Origin of the sequence: Hyphomonas sp. CACIAM 19H1, from assembly GCF_003325995.1 — a bacterium.
GTDB classification, from domain to species: domain Bacteria; phylum Pseudomonadota; class Alphaproteobacteria; order Caulobacterales; family Hyphomonadaceae; genus Hyphomonas; species Hyphomonas polymorpha.
In genome coordinates, this window is sequence record NZ_CP016437.1 from 3,578,249 (window position 1) to 3,595,118 (window position 16,870).

The following is a 16,870-nucleotide window of genomic DNA, read 5'->3' on the forward strand; positions in this document are numbered from 1 at the left end:
GATTCGGACCAGCCTTCTCAAAGGAATATTTTTCCATGGCAGAGACCTATGACGTCGTCATTATCGGTGGCGGACCTGGCGGCTACAATTGCGCCATCCGCGCCGGCCAGCTTGGCCTCAAGGTCGCCTGCATCGAGATGCGCGGCACGCTTGGCGGCACCTGCCTGAATGTCGGCTGCATTCCCTCCAAGGCGCTGCTGCACGCCTCCCACCTTTTCAGTGCGGCGCAGAACGAGTTTGCCAGCCTCGGCATCAAGACCGGCAAGGTCGAACTCGACCTGACGCAGATGATGGCGCAGAAATCCGACGCTGTGGACGGCCTCACCAAAGGCATCGAGTTCCTGTTCAAGAAAAACAAGGTCGATTACGTCAAGGGCAAGGGCAAGATCCTGAGCAAAGGCAAGGTCGAGGTGACCGATGCCGATGGCAAGAAACAGGTTATCGAAACGAAAAACATCGTCATCGCGACCGGCTCCGAGCCCGCCACCCTGCCCGGCATCGAGATCGACGAAGAGCGCGTTGTTTCCAATACTGGCGCGCTGAGCCTCAAGGCCGTGCCGAAGAAGCTGGTGCTGATCGGCGCGGGCGTGATTGGCCTGGAGATGGGCTCGGTCTGGGCGCGGCTTGGCTCGGAAGTGACCGTGGTGGAATATCTCGACCGCATCCTGCCGCCCGCTGACGCCGAAGTCGCCAAGGAAGCCGAGCGCACCTTCAAGAAACAGGGGCTCGCCTTCAAGCTCGGCACCAAGGTGACCGGCATCGAGAAGACCAAGACCAAGCTGAAAGTCGCCGTGGAGCCTGCCAAGGGCGGCGCAGGCGAAACGCTGGACGCGGACATCGTGATCGTCGCCATCGGCCGCAAGCCGTACACGGAAGGCCTCGGCCTTGAGAATGTCGGCGGCAAGACCGACAAGCGCGGCGTGATCGAAGTGACCGATCACTTCAAGGTGGCCGATGGCGTGTGGGCGGTGGGCGACTGTATCCCCGGTCCGATGCTGGCCCACAAGGCCGAGGATGATGGCACGGCCGTGGCCGAACTGATCGCGGGCAAGGCCGGTCATGTGAACTATGACCTGGTGCCGAGCGTGGTTTACACCAGCCCCGAGATCGCCTGGGTCGGCAAGAATGAGGAAGAACTCAAAGCCGCCGGCATCGACTACAAGAAGGGCAAGTTCCCCTTCATGGCAAACTCCCGTGCCCGGACAAACCATGAGACCGTTGGTTTCGTGAAGATTCTTGCCGAAAAAGGCACGGACCGCATCCTCGGCGCGCACATGATCGGCGTGGGCGTGGGCGAGATGATTGCCGAAGTCTGTGTGGCAATGGAATTCGGCGCGGCCTCTGAAGACATTGCCCGCACCAGCCATGCCCATCCGACGCTGTCGGAAGCTGTCCGCCAAGCGGCAATGGGCGTCGAAGGCTGGACCATGCAGATGTAACCTGCCCCTGCCCCGGCGGCAGGGGCGCATCCCGGCCGCCGGGGCAGCGCATGGCAGATGTGCGCAGCTGTGTTTTACCGCGCTTGCCGCTGGACGCAGCGTGTCCAGCCTCTTACTTTGGCGGCCATGTATACTCACTTCGGAGCCGGATGGATGATCAGGCCGCTGGAAACAGCGGACATCCCCGAATGCCGTGACATCTTCACGGATTGCCTGACGGATATGCCCTGGCGGGAGCGCCACCGGGGGCAGCATCTGGCGTTGCGCCGGGCGCTGGAAACCCAGCCAGCCTGGGTGGCCGAGGAGCCCAATGCCGGCGTGATCGGCTTTCTGACACTGCAGGTGCCGACAGATTATGTGGACCATTTGTTCGTGGACCGCGACTGGCGCTTTTGCGGGGTGGCCCGCGGCCTCCTGGAAGTGGCACGGATCGAGGCGACCGGCGCGCTGAGCCTGGACGTGGATTCTGAAAATATGACGGCCCGCCGCGCCTATGAGGCGCTTGGCTGGCAGGTTGTGGCGAGCACCGGCGGGGCCGGACGGGCGCGCCAGATGCGCCTTGTCGGCCCCTGAGGGGATGACACCCGCCACCCCGGATACGGTCTATGCCGCGCCTGCCGAATGGGTCGCGCGGGGGGCAGGCGCGCAGGGCAACCTGTTCCTCACCGGTCGCGCGGGCACCGGCAAGACCACCCTGCTGCGCAAATTCCTAGCTGAGGCCGGCGACAAGGCCGTCGTATTGGCGCCCACGGGCGTCGCCGCGATGAATGCCGGCGGCCAAACGATCCATTCCTTCTTCAAGCTGCCCCCCCGCCTTGTGGAACCGCAGGATGTGCGGCGCCTGCCGAACGCCCGCGTGGTGCGCGCGGTGGAGACGGTGGTGATCGACGAAATCTCGATGGTGCGGGCCGACATGCTGGACGCCATCGACCGCAGCCTGAAGCTCAATCGCGGATCGAAACGGCCCTTTGGCGGGGCACGGATGATCCTGTCAGGCGACCTGCACCAGCTGCCCCCGGTTGTTTCCGCCGATGAAGGACCGATCCTGGCAGACCGGTTTGGCGGCTCGTATTTCTTCAACGCCCCCGCCTTTCGCGAGGCGGAGTTTTCGCTGCTGGCGCTGAAACATGTGTTCCGGCAGGCCGAACCGCGCTTTCTGGCGCTGCTGGGCGCGCTGCGGACGGGGCGCGTGACGCCTGCCGATGAGGCGGTGCTGCAGCGGCTCGTCTCCGGGCGCAGCGCCGCTGAAGCGTCTGATACGCATGTTGTTCTGACCCCGAACAATGCCAATGCCTTCCGCATCAATCAGAGCCGCCTGGCGAGCCTGAAGGGCGAACGCAAGGTGTTTGCCGCGACCGTTCAGGGCCAGTTTGACGAGAAAAGCTATCCCACGGAGCTTGACCTCGAACTGCGTGTGGGCGCGCGGGTGATGATGATCCGCAACGATCCCGAAGGGCGCTGGGTGAACGGCACACTCGCCTATGTGGCAGGGTTTGGCTCACGCTCGGTGATCGTGGAGATCGACGGGCGAGCCTATGAGATCGACCCTGTGGCCTGGGAGAAATACCGCTACGATTTCGAGATGGACACCAAGAAGGTGAAGCGGGAAGTTGTTGGCACGTTCAAGCAGATGCCCCTGCGGCTCGCCTATGCCGTGACCATCCACAAGGCGCAGGGCCTCACCCTGGACAAGGTGTTCATCGACTTTGATTCCGGAATGTTCGCCCACGGACAGGCCTATGTGGCCTTCTCGCGCGCGCGCACGCTGGAAGGGCTGGAAATCTCCCGGCCGCTACGCCCGCGTGACCTGGTGCTGGACCGGGACGCCTTTGCCTTCGGCGAACTCGACAAGATCGACGAGACGCCCGCTTACCTCCTGGCAAAGTTCCGCAAGGATGAAGGCGCGCTGCTGTAAGCCCGGCCCGCCTCAGGCGAGGCGGCGGATTTCTTCAGACAGCTGGCGTTCCTGATCGGTCACGATCTTTTCCAGAACGCGCACCCGGTCTTTCAGCTTGTCGACATCGGCGCGCATGGCAGCGAGCTCGGACTGGCTTGCCATATCTGCCGGCGCATGGGCGCGGGCCTTGATCCAGGTGTTCAGAATACCGGCGCCGACGCTGATCGCGACGATGGCAACAACCATGCTAAACGGGTCCATAGGGCGCCTCCTCTATGCGCAGATTGTGTAGGTATAACGTGGGACGGACGCCCCGGCCAGTCTCGGCGCCGGGATCAATCCGGAGATCAGCCCAGGCCATCAATGTCCCGGCGCAGGCGCCAGTCCCGGTCGGTGATGATCTGCTCCAGCGTGCGGACGCGGGCGTTGAGCCGTTCGATGTCCGCCTCGCGCGGGTCGGGACGCGTCTGCGCCGCGCGCCGGGAGCCGGAGCGAAACGCCAGCCAGAAAACCAGCGCGCCGATGAAGAAGTAAAACGCAGCAGCCATGAGCACTCCCTCCTTATTGATATTCAATATGTGGGGAGGATGACCCGCCGTTCAAGAAAAATTGATCGCGGCGGGCCAGTTTTTTGATCAGGATTTTTTGCCGCGCTTCAGCGCCCGGTAGAGCCGAAGCCGCCTGCCCCGCGCGCTGTCTCGCTGAGCTGATCCACCTGCGACCAGGCAAGGCGCGTGACCGGGGCCAGCACGAGCTGGGCAATGCGCTCGCCGCGCTGGATGGTGAAGGGCTCGGCGCCGAGATTGATCAGGATCACCTTGATCTCGCCGCGATAATCGCTGTCGATCGTGCCGGGCGTGTTGAGGCAGGTGAGGCCATGTTTGGCCGCGAGACCAGAGCGCGGGCGGACCTGGATTTCGTAGCCCTCGGGGATCGCCACCGAAAGACCGGTGGGCACCATGGCGCGCTGGCTGGGGGCGAGCACCATTGGCTCACGGTCCGGCACGGCGGCGCGCACATCCATACCGGCAGAACCCGCCGTCTCGTAAGCAGGAAGATCAAGCCCGGCAAAATGGGGCAGCGGCAAAACTTGAACGGTCACATCAGTCATGGCCCGAGGCGTGGGGAGACTCTGGGGGAGAGTCAAGCCAGGCCTTTTATAATCCCGTTTGGCTCAAAAATTGCTCTATTGATCAAGTTGACGCCCGTTAATTCGGGAAATAGAAAAACAATAAATATCAAGGGTTTGAATTATGAGCACATGGAAGGTGGCGCAAACAGCGGTTTGCGTAGGGATGCTGGCAGTTACAGGGGCATGTGGCGGCGGCGGCAGTCCATCTGCGCCCGAGGGGCCTGGCCCATCCACACCTTCCCCACCCCCACCGCCCCCACCGCCCCCTCCACCTGCCAACGTGGCTCCCAGCGCTCAGATCGCCACGCCTGCGGGTACAGAGGCAGATGAACGTCAGGTTCTGGTTCTGGATGCCGGCGCATCGAATGATCCCGAGGGAGATACGCTCACCTTCCAGTGGACCCAGTTGAGCGGACCTGCAGCCGTTATCGCAACGCCCAAAAGCACCTATACAGAAGTCCAGCTTCCAGAGGTCTCACAAACAGCTGACATTGGGTTTCGGCTGACGGTTTCAGATGGAACCAACAGTACAACGGCCACACAGATATTGCGTGCACGGAATATTGACCTGCAGCCCACACTCGCCGAATTTGATGTCAGCACCCTCGATACCATTGAGGGGCGCCCATCTGCCGTGCAGTTTGTAAGCCGGTCTTATATCTACGTGCCGATAAGCGACCTAATCGCGCTTCGGCAGACTGTTTCAGGTACGGTCGAGTTTTTACTCCGCCAGATCAACCAAAGCGGCATAGGCCCCGACCACACTACGGAGACCAGATTCAGCTCCATTGATGGTAATTTTAATTCAGTATCCGGAGATCTATACGGGGAAACATCTGTCTTTGAATACGCCATTGCGTCAGAAGACGACAACGTGATTCAGCTCTTCGAGCGGAGTGATGAGACCCCGGGATCAATCCCGAGCGTCAGCACACTGTCAACCATAAACGTCCAGAGGCCGTGCAGTCTTGGTTTTGGCTTGCTCCGGGTCTCCCCTTCCGATCCAGCACTCTCTACAGTGATGGTTGTAGGGCGCCGATCCGGCGGCATACAGTTGTTCGCGCAGGGCTCAGGGGCAAGCAGTCCCGACGAAAGAAAGCGCTTTGACCGGACAGTGACCGTGACATCAACCGGAACATTCTGCGAAGTTGCCTCATTGTCAGGCAACGATCCCCCTACCCCCAATTCATTTCTGACTTTTCTCGTGGGAATAGACACAGACTCCAACCGTATCCGGACTTTTGTTCCGTCCGAATTTGTTAACGGCACAACCGGGCCCTTGACCGAATGGGATTTCACCCCAATCCAGCGGGGCACGGGGAGCCTTGAAATTGTGGACACCGTCATTGCAGCAAATAACACCAGCGCCTTGGAAGTCGCAGTTTTGCTGTCAGACGGTGCGCATGACGGGCAGCACATGTTGGAAGTTTACCGGTGGACGAACATCTGGTCGAACTTCCATCCCTTCACGATTCCCACTGGGTATATGACCTTCGATCTTGGAGAATCGCTAACTTGGGAAAAGGGTCGTCCGAAATCCGTCATGGCGATGGACATGAACGGCGATGCGCTCACGGATTATATCGTCTTGTTGGAATCTGCACCGTACCTGCTAGTTTATCTACGCGATTACGACCGAGCCAACCAGAGCACCGTCGGTTTTACCGGGCCACACTATATTGAAGTCGGATTTGACTTTGATGAGATGACACCGCGCGATACCGACGTCTTCAAAAGCGAGCTGGTCCTAACGCGCCAGCAAAACGGAGAGCTTGTATCTGTTTTAAGAACCGAAAACTAGCAGAGCTCTCTACTCCGCATCGTGGGAGCGGCCTTGTGCATCACCCGCGACAGTCTCTGCGATCTTCTCGGCCAGGCGGATAGCCACGTCGTCCTTGGGGAGGCGGGGCCAGCGGTCGATGCCGTCTTTCGTGATCAGGGCGATCTCGTTTTCCAGGCCGCCCATGACATCGCCGGAAACGTCGTTGGCGACGATCCAGTCGCAGCCCTTGCGGGCGAGCTTTTCCTGCGCGTGATGTTCAACCTCATGCGTCTCGGCAGCAAAACCAATGACAAGCGCGGGGCGTTTCTTCTTCTTGTGGCTGATCGTGCGCAGGATGTCGGGATTTTCGGCAAGCTCGATGGTGGGGGACTTGCCCGCCCCTTTGAGCTTCAGCTTCTTGTCTGCCGCTTTGACCGGGCGCCAGTCGGCGACGGCGGCGACGGAGACGAAGATGTCCGCCGGCAGAGCATCCTCGCAGGCTTTCAGCATCTCGCGGGCTGTTTCGATCTTGACGAGGGTGACGCCCTCAGGCGCGGGAAGCGAGACCGGGCCGGAGACGAGCGTGACGCGGGCGCCTTCAGCGGCGAGCGCGGCGGCGATTGCATAGCCCTGCTTGCCGGAGGAATGGTTGGAAATGTAGCGCACGGGGTCCAGCGGCTCCCGCGTCGGGCCGGCGGTGACGAGGGCGTGGCGGCCCGCGAGACGTTTTGACCGGGGACGGAGCATCGCTTCGATTTCTGCAACAATGCGGGGCACATCCGGCAGGCGGCCGGGGCCGAACTCGCCGCAGGCCATCGGGCCGACATCGGGCTCCATCACGGTGACGCCATCGGCGCGCAGCTGGGCAATGTTGCGCTGGGTGGCGGCATGCTGCCACATGCGCACATTCATGGCGGGCACCATCAGCACCGGCTTGTCGGTGGCGAGCAGCGCGGTGGAGGCGAGGTCGTTTGCGTGGCCGTGAACCGCCTTGGCCATCAGATCCGCGGTCGCGGGACAGACGACGAGCAGGTCTGCCGAACGGGAAAGCTCGATATGGCCCATTTCGGTTTCGTCCGTCAGGCTGAAGAGTTCGGTGTAGACCTTTTCGCCGGAGAGGGCGGCCACGGAAAGCGGCGTGACAAATTCGGTGCCGGCCTTGGTGAGGATCACGCGCGCGCCAATACCGCGCCGCCCAAGCTCGCGGATAAGCTCAAGGCTTTTATAGGCGGCAATGCCGCCGCCGATGACGAGAAGGATGCGTTTGGCGCTCATATGTCCGCTATATCGGGTCTGACCTGCGCCATTCCTAGCGCAAAAACCTTGCCGGGCCCCCATTAAATCCCTGCGAATGCACGGCCCGTCTCAACTTTCCGGCAAGATTTGGCCTGGCTCAGGGGACGCGGATGATGCGGGCCTGGCTCGATCCGGAAAAGTCGCCCCGGTCAGACACCTTGATGATAGCGCTTTGCTGAGCCGAGACCCCTTCCCGGCGGCGGATCACCACCGTGGTGGCCATCGGTTCTCCGGGGCGAGCGACATGGATGACTTCGCGCGCGGGGCCTGCCTCGGCGCAGGGGCCGGTGATCACGATCACGCCGCCTTTGGTCATCTCTGACACGTCCAGCTGGACCGCCTTGCTGCAATTGCCGCCCGCGAGCGGCTGGGAAAACGCGGGCAGAGCCAGGGCGCTGGCAGCGGCGAGGAGAATGGCGAGCTTCATGGGTCCGGCTCCCTTCTGGTGGCGGAGCCGGAATGGTAACCGAAGTCTTAACAGCGCGAAGCGGTTACCCCTGAGGCGGGAACCTCATGAGGGGCCGGGCGCCGCAGCCGCGAGAAATTCGCCTGAGATTGCCCGCGCAGATCAGTTGGCGAGACCAATCGCCCAGACGGCAAGACCGGCAAGGGCGAGGACGAGCCCGAACCAGCCCCACCAGGGCGCAAAGCGCTCGCGCGGGGGCGGGGCGGCGGGCTCCGCGTCGAGGCTTCTCTCGAACCGGTCCATCACCTCGGGCAGGCGTTTGAGGCGGTTTGTCACTTCACGGACGTTTTCCGAAATGAGGCGGGCGGCGCCTTCCGGGCCGAAATTGCGGCGCATCCAGGCCTCGATCACGGGCTCGGACGCGTTCCAGATATTGTGGGTAGGGTCAATCGTGCGCGCGACGCCTTCGACCTGCACCATGGTTTTCTGCAGGAGAACCAGCTCCGGGCGCAGGGCCATGCCGAACGTGTGGGTATAATCGAACAGCTGGAGCAGTACGCGGCCCATCGAGACTTCCTCGGCAGGTCGGCCAAACAGCGGCTCTCCGATCGAGCGCAGAGCCTGGGCAAAATCGCCCACTGACTGGTTTGGCGGCACATACCCTGCCTCGAAATGCACCTCTGCGATGCGCACATAATCCCGCTTCAGGAAGCCCCAGAGAATTTCGGCGAGGAAGCGGCGCTCGATATTCCCGATGCGGCCGATGATGCCGAAATCGACGAGCGCAATCTTGCCATCCGGCGTGAGGATCGCGTTGCCTTCATGCATGTCGGCATGGAAGACGCCGTAATTGATGGCGCTGGCGAGGAAACCCTGGGTGATGTCGTTGGCGAGCTTCTTGCGGTCGATGCCGGGTTGATCAAGCACGCCGGGCGTTGTCAGCGGGGTACCCTCGATCCATTCGGCGGTCATCACGCGCTTGCCGGTCCGCTCCCAGTCCACCTTCGGCACACGGAAGAAACCGGTCTTGCGGTAGACCTCCCGCATCTCGTCGGCGCCGCCCGCCTCCAGGCGCAGATCGGTCTCGCGCAGCATGGCGCTGGCGATGGTTTCGGTGAAGGCAACCGGTTTGAGGCGGCGGCTTTCGGTGGAAACGCCCTCGAGGGTGCGCGCGGCGCGGCGCATGGCGGAAAGCTCCAGCATAAGCTGGCGCTCTATCCCGGGACGGAGGATTTTTACCGCGCGGTCTCCATCCGGCATTGGCATCCGGTGGACCTGCGCCAGCGAGGCGGCCGCGACAGGCTCTGAAAGATTGGGGAAAAGGCGGAGGGCTTCTTCGGCGCCAAATTCGGCGGCCAGCGCCGCGCGGGCCTGTTTCATGGAGAAAGGTGGCAGCTTGTCCTTCAGGCGGGCAAGATCACCGGCAACTTCGGACCCGAACACATCCGGCCGCGTGGCAAGGAACTGACCGAGTTTGATATAGGCCGGGCCCAGACGTTCCAGCGCATAGGCAAGGCGTTCGCCCGGCCGCCCCTTGGCACCGCCGCCGATGATGCGCAGCATGCCCCCGGCAATGCGCGCCGGCAGCGGCAGGCGGGACTGATACTCACCGGGAAGCACCACATCATGGCGCGCCAGCGAAGTGCCCGCGCGGATCAGCCGGCGATAATCGGAAAACATGCCCATCAGACGGTACCCTGCCCTTTGGAACCAATCGCGCCGCGTGCGCGTTGTTGGCTTACCTGCATCTTCAGGAGACGGAGAAAAAGCATGTCTGCATCCCCCTCATCCAACAAGTTTCTGTATTTTATTGTCGGCCTTCTGGTGGCCGGCGCCGTTGGTTTCGGCATCTACTATTTCACCGAAGGCCCCGGCGGTGAAGACAAGCTGGAAATCTCCATCGGCGAAGATGGCATCGATATCGACGGCAACTGACGCCGCCTGACTAAAAGCCGGCCGCATCAGACCGCCCAGCCGAAATGCAGGGCGGCGATGCCGCCGGAATAATTCGTGACGGACACCTGGCCAAAGCCTGCACCTTCGATCTCTGACTTGAAGGTCTGCTGGCCGGGGAATTTGCGGATGGATTCGATCAGATACTGATAGCTGTCGCGGTCTCCCGCCACGAGTTCGCCCATGCGCGGGATGACAGCAAAACTGTAACGATCATACGCTTCCTGAAGGATCGGCGCGGTCATGTGGCTGAATTCTAGCACGGCGAGGCGCCCGCCCGTCTTCAGTACACGGCGGAATTCCCGCAGTCCCGCCACCCTGTCTGCAAAGTTGCGGATACCGAAGGAGACCGTGACGGCATCAAAGGTCTTGTCCGGATAAGGCAGGTTCTGGCCATCCGCGCAGACCCAGGCGAGACGGTCGCCCCATTGGGCATTGTCTGGCCGTGCCTTGCCGGCCTCCAGCATTGCGTCGTTGATGTCAGAGACGATGGCGGTGGCTTGCCTTGTATCGCCGCGCCGCTTGCCGGCCTTGTCGGCCAGGGCGAGAAAGGCGCGGGCAAGCTCGCCGGTCCCGCCGGCCACATCCAGATGACGCTCGCCCGGCTGCGGGTTGAGGCGGTTCATCGCGTCATGCTTCCAGAGGCGGTGGACCCCGGCGCTCATCAGATCGTTCATCAGGTCATAGCGGGACGCGACCGAGCGGAAGACCCCCTTCACGCGGGCGACCTTCTCGGTTTCCGTCACATCTTCGAAGCCGAAGGAGACGATGCGTTCTTTGCTGTCCTGGCCGGTCATGGGAACCTATCTTACCTGCGAATGCCTTAGCGTATATGCGATAAAGATGCCTGAATTACCTGAAGTCGAGACAGTTCGCCGCGGATTGGCCCCCGTCATGGAGGGCCGGCGTATCCTGAAGCTGGAGCAGCGGCGGGCGGACCTGCGGTTTCCCCTGCCCGAACGCTTCGTCGAAAGAGTGGCCGGGGCGCGGATCGACCGGCTCGCCCGGCAGGCGAAATTTCTGGCAGCGCACCTCTCTAGTGGCGAGGTGCTGGTGATGCATCTGGGCATGACGGGGCGGTTTACCATTGGCGGCCAGATGCCGGGCGAGTTCCATCACACTGCCGGCGGGATCAGCGCGCATGATCATGTCGTCTTCCATATGGAGGGGGGCGAGACGGTGACCTATAACGACCCCCGCCGGTTCGGCTTCATGGAACTCTGGCCCGCCGCGACTTTCCCGGCATACCCACGGTTAATGGCGATGGGCCCCGAGCCGCTCTCCAACCGCTTTTCCCCCGCCTATCTGGACGAAGCGCTGCGCGGCAAGGCGGCGCCGATCAAGGCTGCGCTGCTGAACCAGAAGGTGATTGCGGGCCTGGGCAACATCTATGTCTGCGAAGCGCTGTTCCGGTCCGGCATCTCGCCCAATCGGCTCTCGAAGACGATCCCCGGCCAGCGGGCCGCGCGCCTCGCCCTAGCGATTAATGCCGTCATTGCCGAGGCGATCGAGGCGGGGGGATCGTCGATCTCCGACTTTGCCGCCACCGATGGCGCGCTCGGCTATTTCCAGCACCGGTTTGACGTTTATGACCGCGAAGGCCAGCCCTGCAAAACCTGCGGCAGCGAGGTCAAACGGATCGTTCAATCGGGGCGGTCGACATTTTATTGTCCGAGCTGTCAGCGGTAGGGCTCCAGCCCCATCCTTTTTAGCGGCGCGCCAAAGCCGCCCGCGACCAACCCTGCAAGAACCGGCGGGGCGGGCCAGAGACGCAGCAGCGGCGCAGCCAGCCGGTCGCGCAGCCAGGGCGTCACCACGCCATCTGACTGGTAGACCGGCGTGAACGCCCAGGTCATCAGCTGGTAGAGCCGGACATGGCCGGCGCGGATTTTCAAGAAACGGCGCAGAGCGGCGGCGATACGCGCCTCTCCGTGCAGGGCATGAGCAAGACCATAAGCGTCCAGCAGCGCCATGTTGGCCCCCTGCCCAAGCTGCGGGCTGGCGGCGTGCCAGGCGTCGCCGATATGCACGAGCCGGCCTTCCACCGGGGCGCGGTGGGTGCGGTGGCGATAGCGGGCGAAGGTGAGCTGCTCATGATCCGTAATCTGATGGAGCAGCGCCTCGGTTTCCGGCCATAAATGGCAGGCGGCGTCTTTCCAATGGGTGAGCGGCGCGGCGCGGAAAGCGTCATATTGGTCAGCGCGGATCGACCAGAAATAAGTGAGGCTGCCGGGCGCTTGCGGGTTGGCGCGGCCAGACGGCATCACGCCGGCCATCTTTCGCGCCGCTTCATAGCGCTGCTCCAGCGCGGCCCGGTCGAAAGGGCTGCCTTCCGGCCAGGGCAGCGTGGCCCAGAGAGCGCCATAGGCAAGCTCCTTCCGGGGCGCAGCAGAAAGCGGTGAGCGTACGCCCAGCGCGTCAATCACCAGATCATACGGCCCGTGCTGGCCTCCGGCAGCGTCCGTGAGCGTTCCCTCCGCCCGGCCGGCAGACAGGATGCGCGTTCCCGGCACAAGACGGGCCCCCGCAGCATGGGCCGCTTCCTGCAGCAGGCTGAACAGCACAGAGCGCTGGATGCCAAGACCGCAAAGCCCCGGGCGCAACGCGGTGTAGCGCACATCCAGAACAGCCCGGCGCGTATCCACTGAAATGCCATGCAGGCGCGCAATCGGGCTGCCTAACGCTTCAGCCTTCTCCCGAAGGCCCATGGCACCGAGCACGGCGAGCCCCGTTTCCTGCAGCATCAGGCCCGAGCCGACCGGCCCGGCCGCGTCGAACTGGTCAAACAGGGTAACCCTGTGCCCTTCCCGCGCCAGCAACGCCGCTGCCGCCAACCCGCCAATCCCGGTGCCTGCGATCCCTATGCTGAACTGCCGCGCCATCCTAAGGCCAGACGCCCCCTACCAGACTATGGCTTCTGTTGACGCCACGCGCGGCGCATTGGCAAGGGGCAGCAGGGCTCTAATTGGGTAAGCGCGTATCTCTGGCGTAGAATTCCATCAGTATCGGCTGGCCCGCATCTGCCGCTGTCAGCAGCAGCACATTGCGCCTGCGGTCAATCTGCATACGGAATTGGGAGAGATAGTCTATGCCCAGCAGCATCAGGGGTTCCTGCTGCAAGCCCAGATCACCGAAAAGCGCGGGATCTGCCACGATCATGTCCATCTTGCGGAAGGTGTAATAGCCGACCGAAATCTGGCGCGCGGTGGCCACATGCGCCAGAAGTTTTCCGCCAGTGGCGCCTTGCAGAAGCTGGGTTTTCTCCTCATTGCGGGGAACGCCAGCAGCGCGCGCAAAGGCCGAATTCATGAGGCTGACGGGAGATCCGGTATCGACCAGCGCCTTGCCCTTGACGCCGTTGATGCTGATCTCGGCGAAATAAAGACCATCAACTTCCGTCAGCGCGCTGCGAGCCGGGGACACTGTGCCGACACGCTTTGGCCGTCCACTATAGGCGGAGAATTGTCCCGCCGGAAAATCGAAATCAATCACATCGCCGCCAAAAGCCGTTGCGGGTATCACAAGGGGCCCGCCGGGCATCGCCTCCCGGTCATTATAGGCGGCGGTTACCTGATGCAGGCTGACAGAACCGGCACGCACCTGCGGGATCTTGACCTGACCATACTGCCGCTCGCCCAGAAGCCCGAACACCGAGACACGGTCTTCTTCATCAGAGGGGCCCGAAATGCCCGCAGCCATAGCGGCCCGGCTATCGATCATTGCCATGGTCGCGGCCGTATCAATGACCACCGGCACCGGCGGGCTGGCATTTATACTGGCCTGGACGACGAAATAACCCTGAGTGTTGAACAGGAGGGGGAAGGTGACCCGCTCCACCGCGGCAAACGCCGATACGGCCGACAGAAGCGCCAGCGTCAATGCGGCGCCTAATCCTTTCCGCGCGGCCACCGACACCAAGCTGCGCATCGGCAGATCCTCCCATGTTCAGGCCATTTCCTGGCGCTTTGACCCAGAATGCCACAGAAGCGGGGCGGCGGCCAGAAGACTTCAGACCATACCGGCATCCGTCGGCAGGCCGAAGAGGATGCGCCCCGTCAGTTCCAGCGTGGAAGGCGCGGTGACGATATGCTGGGTGATGGCATGCGCGTCCCGAAACCGGCGCTGCAGGTCGCTTGTCTCGAAGAGGGCCGCGCCCCCGCCCAGATCATACAGTGTGCGGCAGATATCCGCTCCGCTGCGCGTCATGTGGGTGCAGGCCAGGCGCAGGTCAGCGCGCGCCTCCATGGGGATCTCCCCCTCCCCCTGCGCAATCGTCCAGACCCGGTCAATCTCGGCAAAGAGATAGGCCCGCGCCGCGCGCCATTCCGCCTCGCAGCGCGCAAAATCGGCCTGCATGGTCTGGCGCTCGCTGAGCGTCTTGGTCGAGCCCTGGCTTTTCTTGACGGTGGCAAGGGCATGGAAGGCGTCCAGCGCGCCGCGCGCATTGCCAAGTGCCACGGCAGAAACGCCCAGCGCCAGCAGGCCGAAGGCCGGAAACTTGAACAATGCGCCCACCTCGCGCGGCTTGTCCGCTACCAAAGACACCGACCGCCCGCGCGGCACGAGAATGTCCTTCACCTCAATATCACCCGAGCCTGTGCCTTTCAGGCCCATCACATGCCAGGTATCGTGAAGGGTCGCCTCGGAGGCCGGGAACACCATCATCCGCGTATCCGGCGCGCCGCTGGGCAAACGCTTCATCTCGCCATTTTCCCAGACCGTGCAGCCCCCGCAGAGCCAGGTGCAGTTGGCCGAGCCCGAGCCCCACTGCCAGCGGCCGGTAACGCGGAAATGCTCTCCCTCCACCACCGCCCGGCCCATCGGCGCGAACACACCGCCAGTGATCGTCAGCGGATCGGCATAGACCTCGCGCGCATGCTCGGGCGCCATATAGGCCGCGTTGAGTGCCGTGGTGGCCGCGATCATAACGCACCAGCCGGCGCTTGCATTGGCGCGGGCAGCCGCCTCGGTCACCTCGACAATCTCGCGCGGGCTGAGCTCCAGCCCGCCAAAGGCTTTCGGGGTCACCATCCGGAAGGCACCGGTGGCGGCGAGCTTTGCGGCAAGATCAGCCGGCAGGCGGCGGGCCTCTTCCATCTCGGCGGCGCGGGAGGCCAGTTCGGGCAGCAGCGGCGTCAGCTGGTCAAGCGGCGTCGGCATGGATCAATTCTCCTGGCGGGCAGCGGTATAGATGGTGACGCCTTCCTTGATCGTTTCAAGGACGCGGATGGATTGCAGGTCCGCCGGATCCATCGTCAGCGGATTATCTGAGAGGATCACGAAATCAGCCTTCTTGCCGGGCGTGATCGAGCCTTTCTCGGCTTCCTCAAAATACTGACGGGCCGCGTTCAGCGTGACCGCGCGCAGAGCGTCCATGGGGCTCGCCCGCTGGTCTTCCCCGAGCACCTGACCTGACCGCGTTTCCCGGTTTACCGACACCCACAGCAGCCGGATCACGTCTGGCGGCACCACCGGGGGATCATTGTGAACCGTATACGGAATTCCAAGTGCCTTGGCGGCGGCAAGCGGGCTGATGAAGGCAGCGCGCTCGGGCCCCAGTATAGCATCCCGGTGCCAGTCGCCCCAATAGAAGGGGTGCGCCGCAAAAAAGGAAGGCAGTATGCCGGCGGCCGCCATCTCTTCCAGCTGGTCCTGCCGGGCAGCCTGGGCGTGGATCACCACCGGGCGCTGGTCCTGCCCCGGATGGGCAGCCATCACCGGCGTCATCATGTCCAGATACTGGTCAATCGCCCGGTCGCCATTGGCATGGGCGATGATCTGGATATCGCGCGCATAAGCCTGCTCGAACAGATTGGCCACGCTCTCGTCACTATGAATTCTGTAGCCGGAATATTCCGCCGGCTGTCCGGGCCCCGGCGTGGCATAAGGCTGCGTCAGCCAGCCCGTCCGCCCCTGCAGCGAGCCATCCAGCAATAGCTTGATACCGCTGATCCGGAAGCGGCTGTCATAAGTCTTTGAGACAGCAAAATCCTCAGGGATCACGCCGTCCTTCTGGAAAAGCTGATAGGCGACAACATCGAGATACAGGTCTCCGCGCGCGGCCACCTTCTGCAGGTCGGCAATATTCTGGCCCTGCGCCGCGCCTTCCTGCGCCGTGGTGATGCCATAGCTGGCATAGAGCGCCTGCACAGCGCTGAGCCCGGCCAGGCGCTGGCTTTCGACCGGCTGGGGCAGATGCGCGTAGGCGAGATAAAGCGCGGTTTCTTCCAGAACACCGTTTGGCGTGCGCCCATCGCTCTGCCGGCGGATAATCCCGCCCTCCGGATCGGGCGTTTCGGGGGAGATGCCGATGGCGTCCAGGCAAAGCGAATTGCACGCGGCCAGGTGCGCCGATGTATGCATCAGGAAGACCGGCTTTTCCGTGGAGACGGCATCCAGATCTTCCCGCGCCGGGTGGCGCTGCTCGGCGAGCAGGCTGTCGTCATAGCCCCACCCCAGGATCCAGGGGGAATCTGGATGGGCCAGCGCCCAGGCTTCCAGCTGCGCCTGCAGTTCGGGGATCGAGCGGACAGGCCCGGCGGGTGGAGGCTGCACATTTGCCATCCCGGCGGTCTGCGCCAGCATGGCAAAATGCCCATGCGTATCGATGAAACCGGGCGCGAGGGCTGCCCCGCCGAGATCGCGCAGGCTGGCGCCGGTGCCGGCTGCCCGGTTGACCTCTTCGCGTGTGCCTACAGCCAGGATACGGCCGTCGCGCACGGCCACCGCCTCGGCCTGAGGGAAGGCATCGTCAACCGTTATGATCTGCGCATTGACGAAGATCACCGCGCCCTCGGCGCTCACCTGCTGCTGCGCCATGTTCTGCGGCGCGGCGCAGGCAGCCAGAAAGAGCCCCGCCCCAGCGCTGCACAAAATCCTGAAGCCTGCTCTGGATGGCATGGCGTCTCTCCCCTGGATTATATCTTCTTTTTCCCGAACCATCGGCCAAACCGGCCAGTGTTGGCAAGCCTGCCTCTTTGGGCGG

17 protein-coding genes are annotated in these 16,870 nt (G+C 63.1%); 6 read left to right on the top strand and 11 right to left on the bottom strand.

What is annotated here, in order from left to right:
• The first annotated feature begins 35 nt into the window (after positions 1-35).
• From lpdA to BBF93_RS16690, 3 genes are all read left to right on the top strand, one after another.
• On the top strand, positions 36-1,439 hold the full coding sequence (gene lpdA / locus BBF93_RS16680; RefSeq protein ID WP_114106657.1) for a dihydrolipoyl dehydrogenase: 1,404 nt from the start codon (positions 36-38) through the stop codon (positions 1,437-1,439).
• A gap of 153 nt (positions 1,440-1,592) precedes the next feature.
• Positions 1,593-2,012, top strand: a complete 420-nt coding sequence (locus BBF93_RS16685) for a GNAT family N-acetyltransferase (protein WP_035600463.1) — start codon at positions 1,593-1,595, stop codon at positions 2,010-2,012.
• Positions 2,013-2,016: 4 nt separating this feature from the next.
• Positions 2,017-3,354, top strand: coding sequence for an ATP-dependent RecD-like DNA helicase (locus BBF93_RS16690; RefSeq protein WP_114106658.1), 1,338 nt, complete (start codon positions 2,017-2,019; stop codon positions 3,352-3,354).
• A gap of 12 nt (positions 3,355-3,366) precedes the next feature.
• Here the strand turns inward: BBF93_RS16690 and BBF93_RS16695 are convergent, their stop codons facing one another.
• The 3 genes from BBF93_RS16695 to dut all read right to left on the bottom strand — a co-directional run bounded on the left by BBF93_RS16695 (position 3,367) and on the right by dut (position 4,447).
• Positions 3,367-3,597 (bottom strand): hypothetical protein, encoded by a 231-nt coding sequence (locus BBF93_RS16695; protein ID WP_035600457.1) that lies wholly within the window; start codon positions 3,595-3,597, stop codon positions 3,367-3,369.
• Positions 3,598-3,683: 86 nt separating this feature from the next.
• Positions 3,684-3,884 carry a hypothetical protein gene (locus BBF93_RS16700; protein ID WP_035600453.1) on the bottom strand — a complete coding sequence of 67 codons (201 nt, stop codon included), beginning with the start codon at positions 3,882-3,884 and terminating at the stop codon, positions 3,684-3,686.
• A gap of 107 nt (positions 3,885-3,991) precedes the next feature.
• Positions 3,992-4,447, bottom strand: a complete 456-nt coding sequence (gene dut / locus BBF93_RS16705) for a dUTP diphosphatase (RefSeq protein WP_114106659.1) — start codon at positions 4,445-4,447, stop codon at positions 3,992-3,994.
• Between the two features lie 301 nt (positions 4,448-4,748).
• On the opposite strand from dut, the gene BBF93_RS16710 reads away from it, so the two are divergent.
• A complete protein-coding gene (locus BBF93_RS16710; protein ID WP_114106660.1) occupies positions 4,749-6,269 on the top strand; it encodes a hypothetical protein in 1,521 nt (506 codons plus the stop codon).
• 9 nt (positions 6,270-6,278) lie between these two features.
• Here the strand turns inward: BBF93_RS16710 and coaBC are convergent, their stop codons facing one another.
• From coaBC to BBF93_RS16725, 3 genes are all read right to left on the bottom strand, one after another.
• A complete protein-coding gene (coaBC, locus tag BBF93_RS16715) occupies positions 6,279-7,505 on the bottom strand; it encodes a bifunctional phosphopantothenoylcysteine decarboxylase/phosphopantothenate--cysteine ligase CoaBC (RefSeq protein ID WP_114106661.1) in 1,227 nt (408 codons plus the stop codon).
• A 118-nt stretch (positions 7,506-7,623) separates the two neighbouring features.
• Positions 7,624-7,953, bottom strand: a complete 330-nt coding sequence (locus tag BBF93_RS16720) for a hypothetical protein (RefSeq protein WP_035600445.1) — start codon at positions 7,951-7,953, stop codon at positions 7,624-7,626.
• 141 nt (positions 7,954-8,094) lie between these two features.
• Positions 8,095-9,618 carry an AarF/UbiB family protein gene (locus BBF93_RS16725; protein ID WP_035600443.1) on the bottom strand — a complete coding sequence of 508 codons (1,524 nt, stop codon included), beginning with the start codon at positions 9,616-9,618 and terminating at the stop codon, positions 8,095-8,097.
• Between the two features lie 84 nt (positions 9,619-9,702).
• Between BBF93_RS16725 and BBF93_RS19615 the strand changes: the two genes are divergently transcribed.
• Positions 9,703-9,867: a hypothetical protein gene (locus tag BBF93_RS19615; protein WP_157532868.1), complete on the top strand. Its 165-nt coding sequence runs from the start codon at positions 9,703-9,705 to the stop codon at positions 9,865-9,867.
• 26 nt (positions 9,868-9,893) lie between these two features.
• Here BBF93_RS19615 and BBF93_RS16730 read toward each other — a convergent pair whose 3' ends face one another.
• Positions 9,894-10,682 (bottom strand): class I SAM-dependent methyltransferase, encoded by a 789-nt coding sequence (locus BBF93_RS16730; protein WP_114106662.1) that lies wholly within the window; start codon positions 10,680-10,682, stop codon positions 9,894-9,896.
• A 46-nt stretch (positions 10,683-10,728) separates the two neighbouring features.
• Between BBF93_RS16730 and mutM the strand changes: the two genes are divergently transcribed.
• Positions 10,729-11,574, top strand: coding sequence for a bifunctional DNA-formamidopyrimidine glycosylase/DNA-(apurinic or apyrimidinic site) lyase (mutM, locus tag BBF93_RS16735; protein ID WP_199288420.1), 846 nt, complete (start codon positions 10,729-10,731; stop codon positions 11,572-11,574).
• Here mutM and BBF93_RS16740 read toward each other — a convergent pair.
• From BBF93_RS16740 to BBF93_RS16755, 4 genes are all read right to left on the bottom strand, one after another.
• Entirely contained in the window at positions 11,565-12,767 is a 1,203-nt protein-coding gene (locus tag BBF93_RS16740) for an NAD(P)/FAD-dependent oxidoreductase (RefSeq protein WP_114106664.1), read from the bottom strand. The genes mutM and BBF93_RS16740 overlap by 10 nt on opposite strands.
• A gap of 79 nt (positions 12,768-12,846) precedes the next feature.
• Positions 12,847-13,812, bottom strand: a complete 966-nt coding sequence (locus tag BBF93_RS16745) for a retropepsin-like aspartic protease (protein WP_035600434.1) — start codon at positions 13,810-13,812, stop codon at positions 12,847-12,849.
• An 81-nt stretch (positions 13,813-13,893) separates the two neighbouring features.
• Entirely contained in the window at positions 13,894-15,045 is a 1,152-nt protein-coding gene (locus BBF93_RS16750; RefSeq protein ID WP_114106665.1) for an acyl-CoA dehydrogenase family protein, read from the bottom strand.
• 3 nt (positions 15,046-15,048) lie between these two features.
• Positions 15,049-16,785, bottom strand: coding sequence for an amidohydrolase (locus tag BBF93_RS16755; RefSeq protein ID WP_114106666.1), 1,737 nt, complete (start codon positions 16,783-16,785; stop codon positions 15,049-15,051).
• Positions 16,786-16,870 lie beyond the last annotated feature (85 nt).